The sequence below is a fragment of the Stutzerimonas sp. KH-1 genome, from assembly GCF_054483855.1.
Window position 1 is genome coordinate 276,168 of record NZ_CM137011.1, and the last position, 18,723, is coordinate 294,890.

The following is an 18,723-nucleotide window of genomic DNA, read 5'->3' on the forward strand; positions in this document are numbered from 1 at the left end:
CGTGACGGCCGGCTTACATCCAGAGCCGGGACACCATGTAGGCCAGGCCGAAGAAGAACAGCAGTGCGGCAATGATCATCGCGCCGTCACGCGCCATCATGCCCAGGCCCAGGACGCTGAGCCCGGCGCCGGCGATGGAGTTGCCGAACGGGATCAGCTCCAAGGGCGGCATGGTGGCGGCAATCGCCAGGCAGAGCACGGCGTTCAGCCGCGTCGCGATACCGTTGGTGAGGAAGGTCAGCCGGCGCCGCAGCAGCCGGTCGATGTATCCCGAGATATGTTGGAGAAAGCCGATGGCCTTGTCGTACTTGCTGCGCGAAGCGCTGCGCTTGAGCAGCCATCTGGGAAGCCAGAAGCGCTCGCGACCGAACAGCAGTTGCACGGCGATCAGCGACACCATCACCGCGAAGACACTGGGCAAGCCCGGAATGCCCGATAGCGGCGACAGCACCAGCAGGCCCGGCACCAGCAACAGCGCACCGAAGCTGCGCTCGTCAGTCGCCTGCAGCATGCTCTCGATGCTTACCGGCTCACCCGGCTCCCCGGCCTGCTCGAGGCGCTCCAGCAAGCGCTCGAGGTTCTGCGGTGGTGTTTCGGAATTCATGAGGGCGCCTTCAGGTTGGGTTCTGATTTAGAGCCCCGGGTGCGCCAAATGCTCCAACATGAATATTTTTTACTTTGAAATGTAATTACGTGAGTTTGTTTCATTGGATTGGCCCGCGGACAATCCTCGCATTCATGCAGAACGACATTTCGGAGTGAGTAATGGCTGTAGCGCATAACCTTGGCTTTCCACGCATCGGTGCGGATCGCGAACTGAAAAAGGCCCTCGAGGCGTACTGGAAAGGCGAGCTGGACGAGCAGGGCCTGCGTCAGGTCGGTCGCCAGCTGCGGGCGCGCCATTGGCAGGCCCAGCTCGACGCCGGCATCGAGTTGCTGCCGGTGGGCGACTTCGCCTGGTACGACCAGGTGCTGAGTCATTCCTTGATGTTCGGTGTCATCCCGCAGCGATTCCGTCCGGCCGAGGGCCAGGCGACGCTGGACACCTTGTTCGCCATGGCGCGCGGCGTGGCCAGGAGTTGCTGCGGTGGTGCCCAGGCTCAGGAAATGACCAAGTGGTTCGATACCAACTACCACTATCTGGTCCCGGAGTTCAGCGTCGACCAGCAGTTCGAGCTGTCCTGGTCGCAGCTCTTCGAAGAGGTCGAAGAGGCCAAGGCGCTGGGGCATGCCATCAAGCCGGTGCTGATCGGCCCGCTGAGCTATCTCTGGCTCGGCAAGCTCAAGGGCGAGGCGGATCAGACCCAGGCCTTCGACAAGCTGGAGTTGCTGGACAGGCTGTTGCCGGTTTACGGCGAGGTGCTGGATCGGCTGGCGGCGCAGGGAGTCGAGTGGGTGCAGATCGACGAGCCGATTCTGGCGCTGGACCTGCCGCAGGACTGGAAGAATGCGTTCGAACGCGCCTACAACCTGTTGCAGCGGGCGCCGCTGAAGAAGCTGGTCGCCACCTACTTCGGCGGTCTGGAAGACAATCTCGGTCTGGCTGCAACCCTGCCGGTGGACGGCCTGCACATCGACCTGGTGCGCGCGCCGGAGCAGTATCCGGTGATTCTCGATCGCCTGCCGGCCTACAAGGTGCTGTCCCTGGGGCTGGTCAACGGGCGCAACGTCTGGCGCTGTGATCTGGACAAGGCGCTGGAAGTGGCACGGCATGCGGCCGAACGCCTGGGCGAGCGCCTGTGGCTGGCGCCGTCCTGTTCGCTGCTGCACAGCCCCGTCGACCTCGAGCGCGAGGACAGGCTGGACGAGGAAGTGAAGAGCTGGCTCGCCTTTGCGGTGCAGAAGTGCTCGGAAGTCGCCACGCTCGCCCGGGCCATCGATGATCCGCAGGACGCCGAGGTGCAGGCTGCGCTCTCCCGCAGCCGCGCAGTCCAGGCGGCCCGCGCGCAGTCGCCGCGCATCCACAAGCCGGCGGTACAGGCACGTCTGGCCGCCATCGAGGCCAAGGACAGTCGGCGCACGTCGGTGTTCGCCACGCGCATCGAGCTGCAGCGCGCGCGGCTGCAGCTGCCGGCATTCCCTACCACGACTATCGGTTCGTTCCCGCAGACGCCGGCGATCCGCCTGGCGCGGCAGGCTTACAAGCAGGGCAGGTTGTCGCTCGGTGACTACACCGAGGCGATGCAGGCCGAAATCCGCCATGCGGTGGCGGTGCAGGAGCAGATCGGCCTGGATGTGCTGGTGCATGGCGAGGCGGAGCGCAACGACATGGTGGAGTACTTCGCCGAACAGCTCGAAGGCTACGTCTTTACCCGATTTGGCTGGGTGCAGAGCTACGGCTCTCGCTGCGTCAAACCGGCGATCATCTATGGCGATCTGAGCCGTCCGCGACCGATGACCGTGGACTGGATCCGGTATGCCCAGCAGCAGACGGACAGGATCATGAAAGGCATGCTCACCGGTCCGGTGACCATGCTGATGTGGTCGTTCGCCCGCGAGGACGTGCCGCGCGAGGTGCAGGCGCGACAGTTGGCGCTGGCCATTCGCGACGAGGTCTGCGACCTGGAGGCTGCTGGCATCCGTATCATCCAGATCGACGAGGCGGCGTTCCGCGAAGGCCTGCCGCTGCGCCGCGAGCAGTGGCGGCACTACCTGGACTGGGCGGTGGAGGCGTTCCGCCTGTGCGCCAGCGGGGTGCGCGACGAGACGCAGATCCACACGCATATGTGCTACAGCGAATTCAACGACGTGATCGAGTCCATCGCGGCGATGGATGCCGACGTCATCACCATCGAGACCTCGCGTTCGCAGATGGAGCTGCTCGAAGCGTTCCGTGCCTTCGACTATCCGAATGACATCGGCCCGGGGGTCTACGACATCCACTCGCCGCGCGTGCCGGATACCGCCGAAATGGTGCAGCTCCTGGAGAAGGCCGCCGAGTGCATTCCGGCCGAACGACTCTGGGTGAACCCGGACTGCGGGCTGAAGACCCGTGGCTGGCCTGAGACCGAGGCGGCGCTGGTCAACATGGTGGCAGCGGCCCGGCAGCTGCGCGCGGCGCGAAGCGCCAAGGTCGCCTGAGCGATGGCGCTGTCCGGGGCTCGTGTCAGCCCTGGGCGGCGTGCTCGAAGGTGGTCAGGCGTTCGGCGGTCCGGCTGTCCATGTACTGCTGCAGACGTGCAGTTTCGGCGGCTTGCAGGAACAGCCCGAGCTTGGTTCGACGCCAGAGAATGTCGTCAACCGTAAGCGCCCATTCCTCGACGATCAGGTAATCCACCTCGCGGGCATACAGCCCGGCGCCGAAGCACTCGCCGAGATCCTGAATGCGCTCGGTGCCCTTGAGCAGCAGCCAGCTGCGCGTGCCGTAAGTGTTCGTCCAGCGGCGGGCGACCGGGCCGGGGAGCCATGGGTAGCTGGCGCAGAGGGCATGGGCCAGGGTGGATGGATCATCGAAATGTTCGCCGCCGGGCAGCGTTGCTCCGCGGGTCCAGGCGCCTTTCATTTCCGGAAACAGTGGTGCCAGCTGGGCCAGGGCTGCTTCGGCGAGCTTGCGGTAGGTGGTGAGCTTGCCGCCGAACACCGAGAGCAGGGGCGCATCGCTGCCGCCGTTGTTCAGTGTCAGGGTGTAGTCGCGCGTGATGGCCGATGGTTGATCTGACTCGTCATCGCACAGCGGGCGGACGCCGGAGTAGCTGTGGCGGATGTCTTCACGGGCCAGCTGGTGCGTGAAGTGCGCATTGACGATGTCCAGCAGGTAATCGATCTCGCTGTCGGCGATCTGCACCCGGGTCGGGTCACCGTGATACTCCTGATCGGTGGTGCCGATCAGGCTGAACTGCCCGAGATAGGGAATGACGAAGACGATGCGTCGATCCTCGTTCTGCAGGATATAGGCATGGTCTCCATCGTAGAGCTTCGGCACCACGATGTGGCTGCCCTGGATCAGACGCATGCCGTGCGGAGAGCGCTGGCGAAGCTGTTCATCGAAGAAGGACGCCACCCAGGGGCCGGTGGCGTTCACCAGGGCGCGTGCCCGGATGGAAAAGCGGCTGCCGTCGTCGCGCTCCAGGTGCAGGTGCCACAGCCCCTTGCTGCTGCGTGCGCTGACGCAGCGGGTGCGGGTGTGGATATGCGCGCCGTGCTCACGGGCGGCCATGGCGTTGAGCACCACCAGGCGGGCATCGTCGACCCAGCAGTCGGCGTATTCGAAGCCGTGGCTGATCTCGTGCTTCAGTGGGCTGTCGGCGCCGAAGCGCACGCTGTGCGAAGCGCCGAGCTTCTCGCGCTTGCCAAGGTGGTCGTAGAGGAACAGGCCGGTGCGGATCATCCAGGACGGGCGCAGGTGTGGTCGGTAGGGCAGCACGAAGCGCAGTGGCCGAATGATGTGTGGCGCCTTGGCCAGCAGTACCTCGCGCTCGGCCAGCGCCTCGCGCACCAGACGCAGTTCGTAATGCTCGAGGTAGCGCAACCCGCCATGTATCAGCTTGCTGCTGGCCGAAGACGTGTGTTCGGCCAGGTCGCCCTGCTCGCAGAGGAAGACCGACAGGCCACGACCGGCGGCGTCCGCGGCAATTCCCGCGCCGTTGATGCCACCGCCTACCACTGCCAGGTCGTAGACTTCCGCGAGCGGTGCAAGAAGAGGATGATTCATGGGCGCTGTGACTACCGACCGTTTGATTCGTTACGTTACCGCCATTCATCAATCATTCGCACTACAAAGCCATGACACCTGCCATCGACCTACTGAAAAAAGCCCGCGCCGAGCATCGTGTGCACAGTTACGAGCACGACCCGAAGTCCGCCTCCTATGGTCTGGAGGCCGCCGAGAAACTGGAGCTCGAGCCCGCGCAGGTGTTCAAGACGCTGCTCGCCTGCACTGAGAAGAACGAGCTGCTGGTGGCCGTGGTGCCGGTGGCCGGCACGCTGGATCTGAAGGCACTGGCCCAGGCTGCCGGGGCGAAGAAGGTGGAAATGGCCGACCCCATGGCCGCGCAGCGGGCGACCGGCTATCTGGTGGGCGGCATCAGCCCGCTGGGGCAGAAGAAGCGCCTGCGCACCTTTATCGACAGCTCCGCACAGGCGCAGGCGAGCATCTATGTCAGCGCCGGCCGTCGCGGGCTGGAAGTGGAGCTTGCGCCGGAGGTCCTGGCCGCGCATACAGGCGGGTTGTTCGCGGCCATCGGACGCAGCTGACTGGCCTGATTCGACCGGCATGCCCTCGAGATGGCGTTACCTGCACTGTTGCGCAGGGGGCTGAACACACACGGTGATGGCACCAGGCTATATTTAACGCCTATCCGGGCCGCCAGTGAGTTCCGTTTTGACTTCTTCAGTGCCGCTACCGAGGGCGGGCGCTTCCTTCGCGCGTAGGGCGTTCTATCCCCGGGCCATTGGCCTGGCCATGGGCTTTCTTTGCGTCGCTGCGGTGCTGCGTGAGGCGCAGACGCCTATTTGGGTCTGGGCATTGCTCTTCGCGTTCTGCTTCGTCTGGCCCATGGCGGCGCTGGGACTGTCCGGGCGCGCCCGCTCGGCGGCGCTCACTGAACGGCGTTTCGTCCTTTTCGACTCATTGATGGGCGGGTTCTGGATCGCCACGATGGCGTTCAACACGCTGCCATCCGCGGTATTGCTGTCGATGCTGGCGATGAACAACATCGCCACCGGCGGCGCCCGGTTCCTCCTGCAGGGCCTGCTGGCGCAGGCCACGGGCGGGGTACTTTCGGTGCTGCTGCTGGGATTCGGCTTCTCGCCGCATACCAGCCAGGTACAGATGTATGCTTGCCTGCCGATGCTGATCCTGCACCCTGCGGTCATCGGCATGGTGCTATACCGCTTGGCCTATCAGTTAGGGGAGAACAAGCGAGCACTGCGCAGCATGAGTCGTACCGACAGCTTGACCGGGCTGTTCAATCGCGGTTACTGGAACGAGCTGCTGCAGTTGGAGTTCTCCCACTGCAAGGCTACCGGTGGCATTGCCAGCCTGGCGTTGATCGACCTGGACCACTTCAAGCAGGTCAACGACCGGCACGGACATGTCATCGGCGATGAGCTGTTGCGTCAGGTCGGCTACCGCATCCGGCGCAGCCTACGTACCCAGGACATGCCCGGTCGCTACGGGGGCGATGAATTCTGCGTCGTCCTGCCTGGTGCTCGGGCGAAGGATGCCTGGGAGGCGCTCGAACGGTTACGCGAGGAGATTGCCGGTCTGGATGTCCCGCTGGCGCCGAAGCTGAGCGCGAGCCTGAGCATCGGCATCGCCGAGGTCGACCCGCGCATGGAGGACGCAGTCGCCTGGCTGCGCGCTGCCGACCAGGCGTTGTATGAAGCCAAACGCCTTGGCCGCAACCGCATCGCACTGGCCAAACCCCTGCGCGCCGAGGACGTCGCTGTGAGCTGATCCGGTCAGACCTGCCGGCTTGTCGCGGATTGGCTGGCGATGTCCTTCAGCGCCGAGCGTTCCTCCTGGATTTCCTCCGCCGTGCGCAGGCCCAGGCGACGGAAGACCGGTAACGGCGGACACCAGCCCTGCAAGGCGTGCTGCAGCAGGAAGCCGCCGACCACCAGTGGAATGCCGAGAAACCGACGACTGAGCGTCAGGCCGAGCACCGAGCCCGTGACGATGAGCGTCGCCGCGTTGGCTTCGAGCGTGCGCTCGATGTCCCATTCGGCATCGAGCTCGCGTAGCCGGCGCTGAATAAGCTGCGGATGCTGCCGGTGATACTCCACCGAGCGCTGGGTGCGCTCCCTGATCTGTTGATTGACGTGCTCGGCGGTATGCTCTGTGACCCGGTTGGCGGTCGAGGGGAGTGCCATGGTTCACCTCCTGTCTGCGGCGTGTTCATGAAGGACTTCTCCGCATTAGGGCGGTGATCAGCGCGCGGCGTTCAATCGGATTGCTCCTCGTCGCAGCGCAGCATCGCCTCGGTATCGACAGCGCCCATCAGGCGTGCCGCTGTCAGCGCTGTCGCGCCACTGGCGTCACGAGCGTGCGGATCGGCGCCCAGGGCGAGCAGGTGCGTGACGATCGCGGTGCGGTTGAACATGGCGGCCATCATCAGCGCGGTCTTGCCGTCTTCGCAGCGGCTTTCGACATCGGCGCCATGTTCGAGCAGCACGCGAGTGGCAGCGAGGTGGCCGTGGTAGCTGGCGAGCATCAGCAGGCTGTCGCCTGCGTGGTTGCGCAGGTTCGGTGGCATACCCTGGCCCAGGAGTTGGTCCAGGCGGGAGCTGTCGCCGTTGCGCGCGCTGTCGAGCACCTGCTCGGCAAAGGCCAGCGTGGCGTCGTCCAGTTCGTTCATCTGTGTCGGTGCTTACATCGCGTTTCTTTCCTCGCCGTGACGGGAGGCGATTGTTGGCTCGCTTGCGAGCGAGAGCCAGGCAAGCCTTTCTATCCCATGGATAGGCACGGGCGATGGCAAGTCGGCATAGCCTTCGTCGGCGCCTGTGGCAGTATGGAGCGCTCCAGCCCGCCGTTGCCGAATGCGATGAAAGCCGAAGACCTTGAACGATTGGTGACCCAGACGATGCCTTACGGCAAATACAAGGGGCGTCTGATTGCCGACCTGCCCGGCCATTACCTCGCCTGGTTCGCCCGCGTCGGCTTTCCGCCCGGCAGTCTCGGCCAGCTGCTGGCGCTGATGCACGAAATCGACCACAACGGCCTTGCCGCGCTGCTTGAGCCTTTGCGCCGCGGCAAGGGGCGGCGCGGTTAGCCACGGCTCAGGGCGAGGTTTGCTGTTCGGCCTCGGCGCGCAGGGCTTCCAGCGCGGGCGCGGCATAGACGCCGACCTCCACCGCCAGTTCCATCAGCCGCGGCACGTCGCAGGTGTACACCAGTACCGCTTGCAGTTCATCGTCCAGCGGCTCGCTGACGTCCACCAGCACATAACCGCCTTTCTCCGGGTAGAGGCTGCTCAGCTGCACCTGGATGCGGTTCAGCGCGGTCAGCGGTTCGGTCTTGGCGAGCTGCTTGGGCTTGAGCACGAAACTGACGCTCTCGCCGAAGGACGCGACGATCCGGCCGAACAGTTCCTGATAGTCGTCCGCCTGGAACAGCACTGTATCCGGCAGGCTGCCCACTACCACCCATTCGCCCAGTGGAATCGGGAAGCTGTCGTCATAGTTGATGTCCGGATTGGCCTGCAGGAATGCCTGTGGGTCGGCATAGGCCTGGGCAGCTTCGTCAGCGATCCGGGCAATTTCTTCATCGGTCATGCAACCGGAGCTGATGAGTGTGATCAGCTCGGCGAGTTGGTCTTTCATGGGCGGTCCTGAGAGAAGGGTGACAAAGGATAGCCAACCTTGTCCGCTTGTGCGCGCTGGTTGAGGTTCGGCCCTGCCGGTCGGGATCGGCATATGCAAAGCAGTTCTAAGCTTATTCTGTTTCTGGAGAGCGGCTGCCGCGGTGTGATAGCGTTCGCTCTGCGACAAGCTGCCGCAGACCGACCATAGAAACAGAGCATCGATCCGAACGACGCCAGGTCGCGACAGCATAACTACAACAGCTGATGAGGCCCTTACATGAAATCCATTCACTGGCCCCTGGCCGGTGTGGCTGCATTGTTGCTTTCAATGCAGGCACAGGCTGCCGATGGGCAAAAGATTTATACACAAGGGGGTGCCAACCCTGCAGCCATGGCGTGTGCGACCTGCCATGGCGCCGATGCGATGGGGATGGCGGCCGCAGGCTTTCCGCGCCTGGCAGGGATCGATGCGGGATACAGCCGCAAGCAACTCGACGATTTCCGCTCCGGTGCGCGCAGCAATCCGATCATGCAGCCGATCGCCGCTGCGCTGAGCGATGAGGAAATGGATGCCGTCGCGGCAACTCTGGAGGCCATGCCGGCGCCTGCTTTCGCTGCCATCGGACGTGCAGAGGCCGCCGAAGGCGTCGGTGCGCGCCTCGCTCTGCGCGGCGCCTGGGAGCGCAACATTCCCGAATGCGTGGCCTGCCATGGCCCCGGTGGCATGGGTGTCGGTGCGAGCTTCCCGCCGCTGGCCGGGCAGTCGGCCCAGTATCTCGGCGCGCAGCTCAACGCCTGGCGTCAGGGCACTCGCAAGAACGATCCGAATGATCTGATGGGGCATATCGCGCGGGCGATGAGCGACGACGAGGTCCAGGTCGTTGCCGAATATTTCGCCAACGTCGGGCAGAAGGAGACCGGTCAATGAACACGCAGCTGCTTTTTACCCTGCTGGCGATGTCCATCGGCGGCGTCGCACTGGCCGCCGAGATCAAGATGGATGATCAATCCCAGCTGACGCAGAAAGCCGAAAAGGGCGCCGGTGAGCGCTACTTCCAGCTACCCCAGGAGAAGGATCTGCCCGCCAACGCCTATGGCGAATTGGTGCAGCAGGGGCGAGCCATCTTCGTCGATACGCAGAAGTACGCGGCCGAGTACGTCGGCAACGGCATGAACTGCACCAACTGCCATCTCGATCAGGGGCGCAAGGCCAACTCCGCGCCGCTGTGGGGCGCCTACCCGATGTACCCGGCCTATCGGAAGAAGAACGACAAGGTCAACAGCTATGCCGAGCGGGTGCAGGGCTGCTTCCAGTTCAGCATGAACGGCACGCCGCCGGCCGCGGACAGCCATGTCATCAATGCGCTGACGGCGTACTCCTATTGGCTGTCCACCGGCGCGCCGACCGGCCAGGAGCTGCCGGGTCGGGCCTATCCGGAAGTCCCGCAGCCCCAGGGAGGTTTCGATATCGCCAAGGGCAAGCAAATCTATGCCGAGCAGTGCGCGGTCTGTCACGGCGACGATGGTCAGGGGCAGAAGGCCGGTGGCGGGTACGTGTTCCCGCCGCTGTGGGGCAAGGACTCGTTCAACTGGGGCGCCGGCATGCACCGGATCAACACCGCAGCGGCGTTCATCAAGGAGAGCATGCCGCTCGGCAAGGGTGGCTCGCTCAGTGATGCGGATGCCTGGCATGTCGCAGCCTACATGAACAGCCACGAGCGTCCGCAGGACCCACGCCTGATCGAGGGCTCAGTGGAGAAGACGCGCCTGAAGTATCACGCCAACGATGGCGTCAACCTCTATGGCCAGCAGGTCGATGGAGTGCTGCTCGGGCAGGGCGTCAAATAGCGTTGCAGGCTACGCTGTGAACAGAAGAGGGCGCCAGATGGCGCCCTCTTCATATTCAGACCGAACGGTCACGGGATTATGCGCCGAATGGCTTAATTACAGGCTTCGTAATCTGCGCAATGTTACGGATTCTTTCAGCTTTTCATGCACAATAGCCGCCATTAAAGAGGCGCTGGAATGATCGTGGTTGGCCAAGGCTAGCCGCCGTACCGTCCCACCGTCAGTACGATCAAGCCCTATTCGAGAGGAACGACTGTGTACAACGTCGTCATCAGCGGTACCGGCCTTTATACCCCTGCCAGCAGTATCTCCAACGACGAACTGGTGGAGTCCTTCAACACCTACGTGCACCGCTTCAACAGCGAGAATGCCGCGGCCATCGAGGCCGGTGAGGTCCAGCCGCTGGCCGAGTCCAGTTCCGCCTTCATCGAAAAGGCCTCCGGCATCAAAAGCCGCTACGTCACCGACAAGGCCGGCATCCTCGACCCCGAGCGCATGGTTCCGCGCATCCCGGAGCGCAGCAATGACGAGTGGTCGATTCTCTGCGAGATGTCGGTCAAGGCAGCGGAAGAAGCGCTGGCCCGCGCCGGCAAGACGGCGGCCGATATCGATGGCGTGATCGTCGCCTGTTCCAACCTGCAGCGCGCCTATCCGGCCATCGCCATCGAGGTGCAGGCCGCACTCGGCATCAAGGGTTTCGGCTTCGACATGAACGTTGCCTGCTCGTCTGCGACCTTCGGTATCCAGAACGCGGTCAACAGCATCAAGCTCGGCCAGGCCCGCGCCATCCTCATGGTCAACCCGGAAATCTGCACCGGGCACATGAACTTCCGCGACCGCGACAGCCACTTCATCTTCGGCGATGCCTGCACCGCGGTCGTCATCGAGCGTGAAGATCTGGCCACCTCCGCACATCAGTGGGAGGTACTCAGCACCAAGCTGGTGACCGAATTCTCCAACAACATCCGCAACAACTTCGGCTTCCTCAACCGCACTGCCGAAGAGTACATGAGCAACCCGGACAAGCTGTTCATCCAGGAAGGCCGCAAGGTATTCAAAGAAGTCTGTCCGATGGTGGCGGAGCTGATCGGCGAGCACCTGAGCGAAAACGGCATCGCGGTGGAATCGGTCAAGCGCTTCTGGCTGCACCAGGCCAACCTGAACATGAATCACCTGATCGTGCGCAAGCTGCTCGGTCGCGATGCCACCGAGGACGAGGCGCCGGTGATTCTCGACACCTACGCCAACACCAGTTCGGCCGGCTCGGTGATCGCCTTCCACAAGCATCAGGACGACCTGCCCAGCGGCAGCCTGGGCGTGCTCAGCTCGTTCGGCGCCGGTTATTCGATCGGCAGCGTGATCCTGCGCAAGCGCTGATCGCGGGAGACGACCGTTCGTAGGCTGGGCTGCAGCCCAGCTATGGCGATCAGCCGGTCAGCTCACGCATTCGTTGCAGCACGGCGTTCATGCCGTTGCTGCGCGAAGGCGACAGCTGCCGTGACAGGCCGAGGCTCGCGAACCAGTCGACCATGTCCACCTGGGCCAGTTCATTCGCATCCAGCCCATTGACCCGCGCCAGCAGTACCGCCAGCAGGCCGCGAATGAGCCGGGCGTCGCTGGCGGCGCGGAAATGCCAGCGGCCATCCTGGCATTGGCCTATCAGCCAGACGTGACTCTCGCAGCCGGCGACGCGGTTGGTCTCGCTGCGTTCGCCATCGTTCACCGGCTCCAGCCGTTCTCCCCACTGCATCAGCAGGCGTGCGCGCTGCTCCCAGCCAGGCGCCTCGGCGAAGGTCGCCAAGGCCTCGCGGGCGGCGTCGGGCAGTTCACTCATCGCAGCAGCTCCAGGGCCTGGTCCAGCGCATCGAAGAAGCGCTGCAGATCGTTGTGGTCGTTGTACAGGCCGAGCGAGACGCGCGTGGCGCCATCCAGGCCGAGATGCTTCATGAGCGGCATGGCGCAGTGGTTGCCGCTGCGCACGGCGATGCCCTGTTCGGTGAGCAGGTGGCCGAGATCGGAATGGTGCACGCCCTCGACAACGAAGCTGGCCAGCGCGACCTGCGGCGCGCCGAGCAGACGAATGCCGCTGCGCTCGGCGAGGCCGGCGAGCAACAGATCGTGCAACGCCTGTTCATGGCGGCCGACCGCGGTGGCGTCGAGGGCGGCGAGATAGTCCAGCGCGGCGCCCAACCCGATCACGCCGGAAATCGGCGGTGTGCCGGCCTCGAAACCCAGTGGCGCGGCGTGAAACTCGGCACTCTGGTAGTCGGCGATCCGCACCATTTCGCCGCCGAACTGCCAGTGACGCAGCTGCAGCAGGGATTCGCCGCGGCCATAGAGCGCGCCAACGCCATCCGGGCCATAGAGCTTGTGGCTGGACAGCACATAGAAGTCGCAGCCCAGCGTGGTCATGTCATGGCGCCCGTGGACCACACCTTGCGCACCATCGACGACAGTCAGCGCGCCCTGTGCCTTGGCCAGGCGCAGCAACGGTTCGAGCGGCTGCCAGCAGCCGAGCACGTTGGACAACTGACTCACCGCCAGCAGCCGCGTGCGCGGCCCGATGAGGCCGGTGGCCGCGGCGAGGTCGATACGCCCGGAGGCATCGATGGGCAGTACCTGCAGCTTGGCCGCTCGACGTTTGGCTAGCTGCTGCCAGGGCAGCAGGTTGGCGTGATGCTCGAGGGCGCTGATGACGATCTCGTCGCCGGCTTCGATCAGGTGTTCCAGACCGTAGGCAAGCAGGTTCAGCGCTTCGGTCGCGCCACGGGTGAACACGATTTCGGTCGGGCAGGCGGCATTCAGCCACTTGGCGACTTTGATACGGGCGTCTTCGTAGGCGCGGGTGGCGCGTTCGGCGGGCTGGTGCTGGGCACGGTGCACGTTTGCCGCACCGCAGGTGTAGTAGCCGCTGAGGGCGTCGATCAGCGCCTGCGGCTTCTGGGCCGTGGCGGCGCTGTCGAGGTAGGTCTGGCCTTGCGCTTCGAGTACCGCCAGAGCGGGGAAGTCGGCGCGCCAGGGGGAGAACAGGGCCATAAGCGGCAAGCCTCGTGCAGCAGGGGATGCGGCAAGGCAGGCGCTCATGGCTCGCAGCTTGCCGCTGCTCCTGCGTCAGTTATGCGCGTGCAGCGCCTCGTTCAGCTCGATGGCCGACTTGTGGGTCTTGCATTCCACGGTGCCGGTCTGCGAGTTGCGGCGGAACAACAGGTCGCTCTGCCCGGCCAGATCGCGAGCCTTGACCACTTTCACCAGCTGATCGTTCTCGTCGAGCAGGCTGACCTTGGTGCCTGCGGTGATGTACAGACCGGATTCCACGGTGTTGCGATCGCCCAGCGGAATGCCGATGCCGGCGTTGGCACCGATCAGGCAGCCTTCGCCAACCGAGATGACGATGTTGCCGCCGCCGGAGAGGGTGCCCATGGTCGAGCAGCCACCGCCCAGGTCCGACCCCTTGCCGACGAACACGCCGGCCGAGACGCGGCCTTCGATCATGCCCGGGCCTTGGGTACCGGCATTGAAGTTGATGAAGCCTTCGTGCATCACCGTGGTGCCTTCACCCACATAGGCGCCGAGGCGCACGCGCGCGGTATCGGCGATGCGCACGCCGGCCGGCACCACGTAGTCGGTCATCTTCGGGAACTTGTCCACCGAGAAGACTTCCAGCAGCTCGCCCTTCAACCGCGCTTCCAGTTGGCGCTCGGCCAGTTCGGCGAGATCCACGGCGCCCTGGTTGGTCCAGGCGACGTTGGGTAGCAGCGGGAAGATGCCGGTCAGGTTCAGGCCGTGCGGCTTGACCAGACGATGGGAGATCAGGTGCAGCTTGAGGTAGGCCTCGGGCGTCGAGGTCAGGGCTGCGTCTTCGGCCAGCAGGGTAACCACCAGCGGGCGCTGGCTTTCTGCCAGACGGGTCAGCAGGGCATGCTGGGCGGAGTCCAGCGGCTTCAGCGCGTCGGCCAGCTGCGCCGCCTGGGTGGTGGTGATGGCGATCGCCTGATTGCCACCGGCGTAGCCGAGCAGCGGGGCGATGGCAGCGACCAGTTCGCCGGCCGGCTGCAGCAGGGGCTGGGCGTAGAAGACTTCCAGCCAGTCACCCTGGCGGTTCTGGGTGCCGACGCCAAAGGCGAGGCTGAAGAGCGTTGCAGACATGGGATTATCCTTTTTCGATGGCCGCGCCTTGAGGCGGGGCTGCTGTCAGTTCGGCGCTGCCAGTGCGGCAGCGTAAAGATCGGGCTTGAAGCCGATCAGGGTTCTATCGCCCAGGTCGAGTACCGGGCGCTTGATCATCGACGGTTGGGCCAACATCAGCTCGATGGCCCGGGCCTGGTCAAGATCGGCCTTGGCAGCGTCGTCCAGCTTGCGGAAGGTGGTGCCGGCACGGTTGAGAACGGTCTGCCAGCCGTGTTCGTTGCACCAGGCTTCCAGATGGGCGCGGTCGATGCCGGCGCTCTTGTAGTCGTGGAAGTCGTAGTCCTGCCCATGTTCGTCGAGCCAGGTACGGGCCTTTTTCATGGTGTCACAGGCTTTGATACCATAGAGGCGTAAGTGCCTGATTTTAAAGGGCGCTTTCATTCCCTACAAATCCTCTCCAAAACCTCGCCAAAACTCAGTCGCGGATTATGCCACGTCGATCCACTCGGCGCCCCGGCTGTCACGGTAGAGCGCTGTCATCGCTGCCGACTTGTGGCCGAGCAGCAATTGCGGATCTCGGCCTTCCGCGGCGTGCAATCTGGCAGCCAGTGAGCGCATCTCGTGGAAGGTCGGAGGGCTAGCCCCGAACTCAATGCCGGTGCGGTCCCGTGCGGCTGCAAATGCGCTGGTCAATGTGTCCAGCATGATTGGCATTCCCGGCGTCGCGCGACTCACGGTGCGACTGTGATGCACGAGATGCTTTGACACTACCGCATCCCGGCAGGCTTTAACCACCTCGCCAAGCTCAAGCCCGACCGATTCCAAGCGGAGCTTTGTGCTGATCCGTAGCCGGGCGCCGGTCTTCGCCTGAATGATGTGCAGGTGCTCGTCGTACACGTCCTTGAACAGCATCGCCGCGATATCGTCTCTCCGCTGCCCGGTCAGTACCGCAAGCTCCATTGCGCGCTTGAGCCAGGGCTGCTTGGCCTCGGCGTAGATCGCCTTCCATTGCTCCAGGGTCAGCCGCTCGCGCTTGACCTTCACCTTCGCGGCCCGCGTCACTTCGACCGGGTTGTCCTTCCGCCATCCAGCCGCTATCGCCTCCCGCATCAGGTCGCTCAGCAGTGACCGCATGGCCTTAGCCATCTGCGCCTTGCCTTCATCCGTGAAAGTCTTCAGGTAGGCGGCAATCTCAAACGTCCCGATGCTTTCTGTGTCAAGGTGCCCAAGCGCCTCGCTCAACCGATTGAGCCTCATGCGCACCGTTTCCTTGCTGCGGTCAGATACATCTCGCTCGGCGTAGAGTTTGCGGTACTCGTCGATCCATTCCGAGAACCTGCGGACCGGTGCGGCTGCTATTCGCTCAACCAGTGCCGGCTGCATCTTCGCGCCTGCATGATTGGCGTGCACAGCCTCCCGCACGGCCTGCGCCTTGTCCGAGCCAAGCCCGTACCACTTTCCTGACAGCGGGTCACGATAGCTGTAATAGGTGACGCCGTTCCTGCTATCCGTCTTGCGGTACAGGTTCGGCGGCAGGTCTTTCGAACCGGTCTTACGCGGCCTTGGCGCCATGTCGTTCCCTCGCTATGCGACCGGCCAACCTGCCCGGCTCGATGTACTGTGCGTCTGGCTCAACATAATAGCTGCGCCCGTGCTTCACCGGGGCGGGGAAAATCTTCGCCTCTCGCGCCCACCGCCGCAGCGTGTTGAGCGTCGGCACCGGATCGAAGTTTGCTTCCGCCCATTTCTCAAGGCTTAATTTCATCTCTCACCCCCCCTCACCGTTACGCCGGCTGCTTCGATGGCGTTCTGGCATTGAGCCAGCGCACAGTTGAATGCGTCGGCTTCTGCAACTGCCTGAGCGTCGCCAATGTTTCCGCAATCGCAACGATCGCAGTCGCACGGGCGGGTCGCTGGCTGCGGCAGCTCAATGAATGCCTCCCGCCGCGACGCCAGCCACACATTCCGCATCTGGTCCTTCACGTCCTCGAACTGCTCGCGGTGAGGCTGCCTGTCCCACCACGCCTCGAACTCTGCTATCGCCTTGTCTGTGTGCATGGCTATCTCCTTCTGCGTGTTGGGTTAGGCGGCGCGCTCTGCCTTATCCAGCGCTGCGATTCGCTTGTTGATTCGCTCCAGGCGCTTGGCGATGTCGGCCTGTTGCTCATCGAGCTTCTTGCGGCCTGCTGCAATGGCTGCTGCTTTGGTAGGGTAAAGGTCGCGATCAACGTTGTAGCTCTTTCCGCTCGATGCCTTATCCCATTCCATGTATCTACCCCAGCTTCCGTAACACTCAACAAGTTCGACCTCGACAATCTTGAAGGAAGGCATCAGCACCCATGCTTTGTACGGGTAGGTTCTTTCGGACATGCAGAATCTCCTCCCCGCCGACTCTCGCCGGCAGGCTGTGTGTTTGGGTGGGGTTAGGGGGTTAGGCGCCGGCTCGACGATCAAGCCAGTCGGCAACCTCGATGCAGGCTTTGGCTAGTTCGCGCAGTTCGCCGCTGTCGTAGTAGGTCTTGACGTGATCGCCGCACTCATCGACGGTCGTGCCCTTCATCTCTCTGTTTTCGGCTCGAACTGTAGGGCCGAAGTTGCCGAGAAGCTTCATCCACGCCTTTGCCGACTCGCTGATATCTCTGTCGAATTCGAACGACATATCACGCCTCCTTCGCAGCCATGGCGGCGCGCAGCGAGTTTTCTGCATCACGGCACAGCTTGAGTCTGCGATTGATACCGACCCCGGACCCGTTTTGCTCTGCGTCAAGCCAGGCTATGGCCTTTCCTGCTGCATCCCGCAACCTATCCCGCTCGGCGGTCACGGCTGACAGGTCAGAACGCAGCTGATCGACCAGTCGCTTTGAATGCCGAGCGATCTCGAAGCCCTCAGGGTCTTCTGGCTGGGCGAGGATGGCGCGAAGTTCCTTCCTGGCGGCCTTCATCTTCTCAGGGACCATGCTGCAAACACCTGCCAGCAGCTCCCGATCAACCAATACCTTGCTCATCTCACAATCACCTCCGCGCCGACTGCCTGCAGTAGCGCCACAATGGTCGTCCATCCGGCGTTATGGCCGTGCTCTATGCGGGGCAGGGTTGTTGGATTGACGCCGACCTGCTCAGCCAGCGCGGGCTGGGTAATGCCTAGGGCCTTGCGCCGCTCGCGGATCAAGGGGCCGGGGCGGATATCTGCGCTAGCCATGGCTTGCCTCCTTGTGCCTGTACAGGTCGCCTCTTGTGCGGCCGCGCGGCAGGCTCAGGTCCGGCCGGCGCTGCTGAATGGCCTTGCGTATCTGGTCTGCGTTGAACCCAACGTCCGCGGCTGCGTCCTTGGCGAACACACCGGAATGCCGCATGGCAACGTATCGCTCCATAACGGCATCGGTGATCTTGATCGGCGGGTGGCCACGTCGGCCCCGGTAGGTGTTCTTCGGCCAAGGGCATTCCAAGCCTCTGCGCGCCAGATACTTGCGCAGGTCGCTGGACGTGCAGTAGCCGATCAGCTGTGACGCGCGCTCGATGCTGAATCCCTCGGCGTGCATCCGCTTTACGGCCTGGCCAACCGTTTCGCCGGCGTCGGCGAAGTAGTCTTCGGCGATGGTCATGCGCTCTGCTCCGGCTGCTGCTCGGTCTGCGCGGGGCGGGTGGCAATAGCTGCCTGCCAAATCTCCCATGCGTCCTGTATCGCTACCCACGAATAGCGTTCGGTGAATCCCTCCTCTCGCTCTAGGAACTCTTCGGCTATGCCATCTTTTTTCAAGTGCGCCTCAAACGCCTCCCGCTCATCCTGCGCCGGGGCTTGCTCTACTGCCGCCTGCCCATCCCTGAACCCCTGCGCTGCGGCTGTGGCCATGTCGACGGCGGTGTAGGTGTCGGTGGGCTCGGGCTGCGGGGATAGGGCGGACTCAAACTGGCGTACATAGCTAGTGGCGTGGCTGTTGGTGGACATGGCAAGGCACGGGATAGCCTGGCGCATCAGCGACTTCAGCCGCTCCACCTCCGCCTTTGCAGCCCCCAGCTCAGCGCCCATGGCTGCCAGTTCCTTCAAGTCATGTTTGGTCATACTCGACTCCATAGCTCAGCGTTGTTCAGTTCCGCCTCGGTGGCGAAGATCGGCTTGCGGCTGGCCGAGCACATCAGGAAGGCCGAGCCGTTCGATCCGGCAATGTAGTGGCGGGTGTTGGTCGGCTTGCGCAGCCAGATTTGGGTCTTTGGTCGCATGGGGCCTCCGGTGGGCGGCAGCGGAAGCAGGCGCATTGGCCGATCCGCTTGCCGTCCGTGCGGCAGAAGATGGGTGCGTTCACAGCGGTAGCGACTCCTGCACCGCAAGGCATTCGGCCTCGCCAATTGGCAGCCGGCGCCGCTCAGCCCGAGCGGCTGCTATCTCGTCTGCGTGTCGATCATCGGTGCGCGGAAACTCGACGACGCTGCCGTCAGGTCTGCGGATGATTCGGCTATGGCGCGAGCCTCGTTCAATCGCGTAGCCGAGTGCCGCCCATAGGCCGTT

The 18,723-nt window shown here is 63.8% G+C and carries 26 protein-coding genes; 7 read left to right on the forward strand and 19 right to left on the reverse strand.

The features are described 5' to 3' along the window. Window positions 1–13 precede the first annotated feature (13 nt). On the reverse strand, window positions 14–604 hold the full coding sequence (locus ACX1DW_RS01310; RefSeq protein ID WP_458992576.1) for an exopolysaccharide biosynthesis protein: 591 nt from the start codon (window positions 602–604) through the stop codon (window positions 14–16). A 161-nt stretch (window positions 605–765) separates the two neighbouring features. Here ACX1DW_RS01310 and metE point away from each other — a divergent pair, with 161 nt between their 5' ends. Next, a complete protein-coding gene (metE, locus tag ACX1DW_RS01315; protein ID WP_458992577.1) occupies window positions 766–3,081 on the forward strand; it encodes a 5-methyltetrahydropteroyltriglutamate--homocysteine S-methyltransferase in 2,316 nt (771 codons plus the stop codon). Window positions 3,082–3,106: 25 nt separating this feature from the next. On the opposite strand, the gene glpD is transcribed toward metE, so the two are convergent. After that, window positions 3,107–4,651, reverse strand: a complete 1,545-nt coding sequence (glpD, locus tag ACX1DW_RS01320) for a glycerol-3-phosphate dehydrogenase (RefSeq protein WP_133456542.1) — start codon at window positions 4,649–4,651, stop codon at window positions 3,107–3,109. 71 nt (window positions 4,652–4,722) lie between these two features. Here glpD and ybaK point away from each other — a divergent pair, with 71 nt between their 5' ends. Next, on the forward strand, window positions 4,723–5,193 hold the full coding sequence (ybaK, locus tag ACX1DW_RS01325) for a Cys-tRNA(Pro) deacylase (protein ID WP_063539728.1): 471 nt from the start codon (window positions 4,723–4,725) through the stop codon (window positions 5,191–5,193). A gap of 127 nt (window positions 5,194–5,320) precedes the next feature. Next, window positions 5,321–6,397 (forward strand): diguanylate cyclase, encoded by a 1,077-nt coding sequence (locus ACX1DW_RS01330; protein ID WP_458992578.1) that lies wholly within the window; start codon window positions 5,321–5,323, stop codon window positions 6,395–6,397. Window positions 6,398–6,402: 5 nt separating this feature from the next. Here the strand turns inward: ACX1DW_RS01330 and ACX1DW_RS01335 are convergent, their stop codons facing one another. Next, complete coding sequence (locus ACX1DW_RS01335) at window positions 6,403–6,813, reverse strand: YgaP family membrane protein (RefSeq protein ID WP_458992579.1); 411 nt, start codon at window positions 6,811–6,813, stop codon at window positions 6,403–6,405. Between the two features lie 71 nt (window positions 6,814–6,884). Continuing rightward, window positions 6,885–7,298 carry an ankyrin repeat domain-containing protein gene (locus tag ACX1DW_RS01340; RefSeq protein ID WP_458992580.1) on the reverse strand — a complete coding sequence of 138 codons (414 nt, stop codon included), beginning with the start codon at window positions 7,296–7,298 and terminating at the stop codon, window positions 6,885–6,887. Between the two features lie 186 nt (window positions 7,299–7,484). Here ACX1DW_RS01340 and ACX1DW_RS01345 point away from each other — a divergent pair, with 186 nt between their 5' ends. Then, window positions 7,485–7,712 carry a DUF3820 family protein gene (locus ACX1DW_RS01345; protein WP_102840028.1) on the forward strand — a complete coding sequence of 76 codons (228 nt, stop codon included), beginning with the start codon at window positions 7,485–7,487 and terminating at the stop codon, window positions 7,710–7,712. A gap of 7 nt (window positions 7,713–7,719) precedes the next feature. Here ACX1DW_RS01345 and ACX1DW_RS01350 read toward each other — a convergent pair whose 3' ends face one another. Further along, window positions 7,720–8,262 (reverse strand): hypothetical protein, encoded by a 543-nt coding sequence (locus tag ACX1DW_RS01350; RefSeq protein WP_458992581.1) that lies wholly within the window; start codon window positions 8,260–8,262, stop codon window positions 7,720–7,722. 258 nt (window positions 8,263–8,520) lie between these two features. Between ACX1DW_RS01350 and ACX1DW_RS01355 the strand changes: the two genes are divergently transcribed. The 3 genes from ACX1DW_RS01355 (at window position 8,521) to ACX1DW_RS01365 (ending at window position 11,468) form a co-directional block, all read left to right on the forward strand. Further along, window positions 8,521–9,171, forward strand: coding sequence for a c-type cytochrome (locus ACX1DW_RS01355; protein WP_458992582.1), 651 nt, complete (start codon window positions 8,521–8,523; stop codon window positions 9,169–9,171). Continuing rightward, window positions 9,168–10,091, forward strand: coding sequence for a c-type cytochrome (locus ACX1DW_RS01360; RefSeq protein ID WP_458992583.1), 924 nt, complete (start codon window positions 9,168–9,170; stop codon window positions 10,089–10,091). Before ACX1DW_RS01355 ends, ACX1DW_RS01360 begins: the two co-directional genes overlap by 4 nt. Before the next feature lie 255 nt (window positions 10,092–10,346). Next, the gene (locus ACX1DW_RS01365) at window positions 10,347–11,468 is read left to right on the forward strand and encodes a beta-ketoacyl-ACP synthase III (protein WP_152481547.1); all 1,122 of its coding nucleotides are present in this window, start codon (window positions 10,347–10,349) and stop codon (window positions 11,466–11,468) included. Between the two features lie 49 nt (window positions 11,469–11,517). Here the strand turns inward: ACX1DW_RS01365 and ACX1DW_RS01370 are convergent, their stop codons facing one another. The 14 genes from ACX1DW_RS01370 to ACX1DW_RS01435 form a co-directional block, all read right to left on the reverse strand. Then, on the reverse strand, window positions 11,518–11,925 hold the full coding sequence (locus ACX1DW_RS01370) for a SufE family protein (RefSeq protein ID WP_102840033.1): 408 nt from the start codon (window positions 11,923–11,925) through the stop codon (window positions 11,518–11,520). After that, window positions 11,922–13,127 carry an aminotransferase class V-fold PLP-dependent enzyme gene (locus ACX1DW_RS01375; protein ID WP_458992584.1) on the reverse strand — a complete coding sequence of 402 codons (1,206 nt, stop codon included), beginning with the start codon at window positions 13,125–13,127 and terminating at the stop codon, window positions 11,922–11,924. The genes ACX1DW_RS01370 and ACX1DW_RS01375 overlap by 4 nt, the downstream gene beginning before the upstream one ends. A gap of 75 nt (window positions 13,128–13,202) precedes the next feature. Next, complete coding sequence (dapD, locus tag ACX1DW_RS01380; RefSeq protein ID WP_063539739.1) at window positions 13,203–14,237, reverse strand: 2,3,4,5-tetrahydropyridine-2,6-dicarboxylate N-succinyltransferase; 1,035 nt, start codon at window positions 14,235–14,237, stop codon at window positions 13,203–13,205. Window positions 14,238–14,282: 45 nt separating this feature from the next. Further along, window positions 14,283–14,660, reverse strand: a complete 378-nt coding sequence (locus ACX1DW_RS01385) for an ArsC family reductase (RefSeq protein WP_458992585.1) — start codon at window positions 14,658–14,660, stop codon at window positions 14,283–14,285. 45 nt (window positions 14,661–14,705) lie between these two features. Beyond that, the gene (locus tag ACX1DW_RS01390; RefSeq protein WP_458992586.1) at window positions 14,706–15,791 is read right to left on the reverse strand and encodes a phage integrase Arm DNA-binding domain-containing protein; all 1,086 of its coding nucleotides are present in this window, start codon (window positions 15,789–15,791) and stop codon (window positions 14,706–14,708) included. Next, a complete protein-coding gene (locus ACX1DW_RS01395; RefSeq protein ID WP_458992587.1) occupies window positions 15,772–15,984 on the reverse strand; it encodes an excisionase in 213 nt (70 codons plus the stop codon). The genes ACX1DW_RS01390 and ACX1DW_RS01395 overlap by 20 nt, the downstream gene beginning before the upstream one ends. Continuing rightward, window positions 15,981–16,277, reverse strand: coding sequence for a hypothetical protein (locus ACX1DW_RS01400; protein WP_458992588.1), 297 nt, complete (start codon window positions 16,275–16,277; stop codon window positions 15,981–15,983). Before ACX1DW_RS01400 ends, ACX1DW_RS01395 begins: the two co-directional genes overlap by 4 nt. 24 nt (window positions 16,278–16,301) lie before the next feature. Continuing rightward, window positions 16,302–16,589, reverse strand: a complete 288-nt coding sequence (locus tag ACX1DW_RS01405; RefSeq protein WP_458992589.1) for a hypothetical protein — start codon at window positions 16,587–16,589, stop codon at window positions 16,302–16,304. A 61-nt stretch (window positions 16,590–16,650) separates the two neighbouring features. Then, entirely contained in the window at window positions 16,651–16,878 is a 228-nt protein-coding gene (locus ACX1DW_RS01410; protein ID WP_458992590.1) for a hypothetical protein, read from the reverse strand. A gap of 1 nt (window position 16,879) precedes the next feature. Further along, window positions 16,880–17,224, reverse strand: a complete 345-nt coding sequence (locus ACX1DW_RS01415; RefSeq protein WP_458992591.1) for a hypothetical protein — start codon at window positions 17,222–17,224, stop codon at window positions 16,880–16,882. After that, window positions 17,221–17,418 carry a helix-turn-helix domain-containing protein gene (locus tag ACX1DW_RS01420; protein WP_458992592.1) on the reverse strand — a complete coding sequence of 66 codons (198 nt, stop codon included), beginning with the start codon at window positions 17,416–17,418 and terminating at the stop codon, window positions 17,221–17,223. The genes ACX1DW_RS01415 and ACX1DW_RS01420 overlap by 4 nt, the downstream gene beginning before the upstream one ends. Next, window positions 17,411–17,821: a hypothetical protein gene (locus ACX1DW_RS01425; RefSeq protein WP_458992593.1), complete on the reverse strand. Its 411-nt coding sequence runs from the start codon at window positions 17,819–17,821 to the stop codon at window positions 17,411–17,413. Before ACX1DW_RS01425 ends, ACX1DW_RS01420 begins: the two co-directional genes overlap by 8 nt. Then, window positions 17,818–18,279, reverse strand: a complete 462-nt coding sequence (locus tag ACX1DW_RS01430) for a hypothetical protein (protein ID WP_458992594.1) — start codon at window positions 18,277–18,279, stop codon at window positions 17,818–17,820. Before ACX1DW_RS01430 ends, ACX1DW_RS01425 begins: the two co-directional genes overlap by 4 nt. Next, window positions 18,276–18,437: a hypothetical protein gene (locus tag ACX1DW_RS01435; RefSeq protein ID WP_458992595.1), complete on the reverse strand. Its 162-nt coding sequence runs from the start codon at window positions 18,435–18,437 to the stop codon at window positions 18,276–18,278. Before ACX1DW_RS01435 ends, ACX1DW_RS01430 begins: the two co-directional genes overlap by 4 nt. Window positions 18,438–18,723: the final 286 nt, after the last annotated feature.

Coding starts and splice junctions, on each gene's coding strand:
- ACX1DW_RS01345 (WP_102840028.1), top strand. CDS start 7,485: ATGAAAGCCGAAGACCTTGAACGATTGGTGACCCAGACGATGCCTTAC.
- ybaK (WP_063539728.1), top strand. CDS start 4,723: ATGACACCTGCCATCGACCTACTGAAAAAAGCCCGCGCCGAGCATCGT.
- ACX1DW_RS01375 (WP_458992584.1), bottom strand. CDS start 13,127: ATGGCCCTGTTCTCCCCCTGGCGCGCCGACTTCCCCGCTCTGGCGGTA.
- ACX1DW_RS01340 (WP_458992580.1), bottom strand. CDS start 7,298: ATGAACGAACTGGACGACGCCACGCTGGCCTTTGCCGAGCAGGTGCTC.
- ACX1DW_RS01390 (WP_458992586.1), bottom strand. CDS start 15,791: ATGGCGCCAAGGCCGCGTAAGACCGGTTCGAAAGACCTGCCGCCGAAC.
- ACX1DW_RS01430 (WP_458992594.1), bottom strand. CDS start 18,279: ATGACCAAACATGACTTGAAGGAACTGGCAGCCATGGGCGCTGAGCTG.
- dapD (WP_063539739.1), bottom strand. CDS start 14,237: ATGTCTGCAACGCTCTTCAGCCTCGCCTTTGGCGTCGGCACCCAGAAC.
- ACX1DW_RS01425 (WP_458992593.1), bottom strand. CDS start 17,821: ATGACCATCGCCGAAGACTACTTCGCCGACGCCGGCGAAACGGTTGGC.
- ACX1DW_RS01420 (WP_458992592.1), bottom strand. CDS start 17,418: ATGGCTAGCGCAGATATCCGCCCCGGCCCCTTGATCCGCGAGCGGCGC.
- ACX1DW_RS01405 (WP_458992589.1), bottom strand. CDS start 16,589: ATGTCCGAAAGAACCTACCCGTACAAAGCATGGGTGCTGATGCCTTCC.
- ACX1DW_RS01395 (WP_458992587.1), bottom strand. CDS start 15,984: ATGAAATTAAGCCTTGAGAAATGGGCGGAAGCAAACTTCGATCCGGTG.
- ACX1DW_RS01310 (WP_458992576.1), bottom strand. CDS start 604: ATGAATTCCGAAACACCACCGCAGAACCTCGAGCGCTTGCTGGAGCGC.
- ACX1DW_RS01360 (WP_458992583.1), top strand. CDS start 9,168: ATGAACACGCAGCTGCTTTTTACCCTGCTGGCGATGTCCATCGGCGGC.
- ACX1DW_RS01435 (WP_458992595.1), bottom strand. CDS start 18,437: ATGCGACCAAAGACCCAAATCTGGCTGCGCAAGCCGACCAACACCCGC.
- ACX1DW_RS01415 (WP_458992591.1), bottom strand. CDS start 17,224: ATGAGCAAGGTATTGGTTGATCGGGAGCTGCTGGCAGGTGTTTGCAGC.
- metE (WP_458992577.1), top strand. CDS start 766: ATGGCTGTAGCGCATAACCTTGGCTTTCCACGCATCGGTGCGGATCGC.
- ACX1DW_RS01400 (WP_458992588.1), bottom strand. CDS start 16,277: ATGCACACAGACAAGGCGATAGCAGAGTTCGAGGCGTGGTGGGACAGG.
- ACX1DW_RS01410 (WP_458992590.1), bottom strand. CDS start 16,878: ATGTCGTTCGAATTCGACAGAGATATCAGCGAGTCGGCAAAGGCGTGG.
- ACX1DW_RS01370 (WP_102840033.1), bottom strand. CDS start 11,925: ATGAGTGAACTGCCCGACGCCGCCCGCGAGGCCTTGGCGACCTTCGCC.
- ACX1DW_RS01335 (WP_458992579.1), bottom strand. CDS start 6,813: ATGGCACTCCCCTCGACCGCCAACCGGGTCACAGAGCATACCGCCGAG.
- ACX1DW_RS01385 (WP_458992585.1), bottom strand. CDS start 14,660: ATGAAAGCGCCCTTTAAAATCAGGCACTTACGCCTCTATGGTATCAAA.
- glpD (WP_133456542.1), bottom strand. CDS start 4,651: ATGAATCATCCTCTTCTTGCACCGCTCGCGGAAGTCTACGACCTGGCA.
- ACX1DW_RS01355 (WP_458992582.1), top strand. CDS start 8,521: ATGAAATCCATTCACTGGCCCCTGGCCGGTGTGGCTGCATTGTTGCTT.
- ACX1DW_RS01350 (WP_458992581.1), bottom strand. CDS start 8,262: ATGAAAGACCAACTCGCCGAGCTGATCACACTCATCAGCTCCGGTTGC.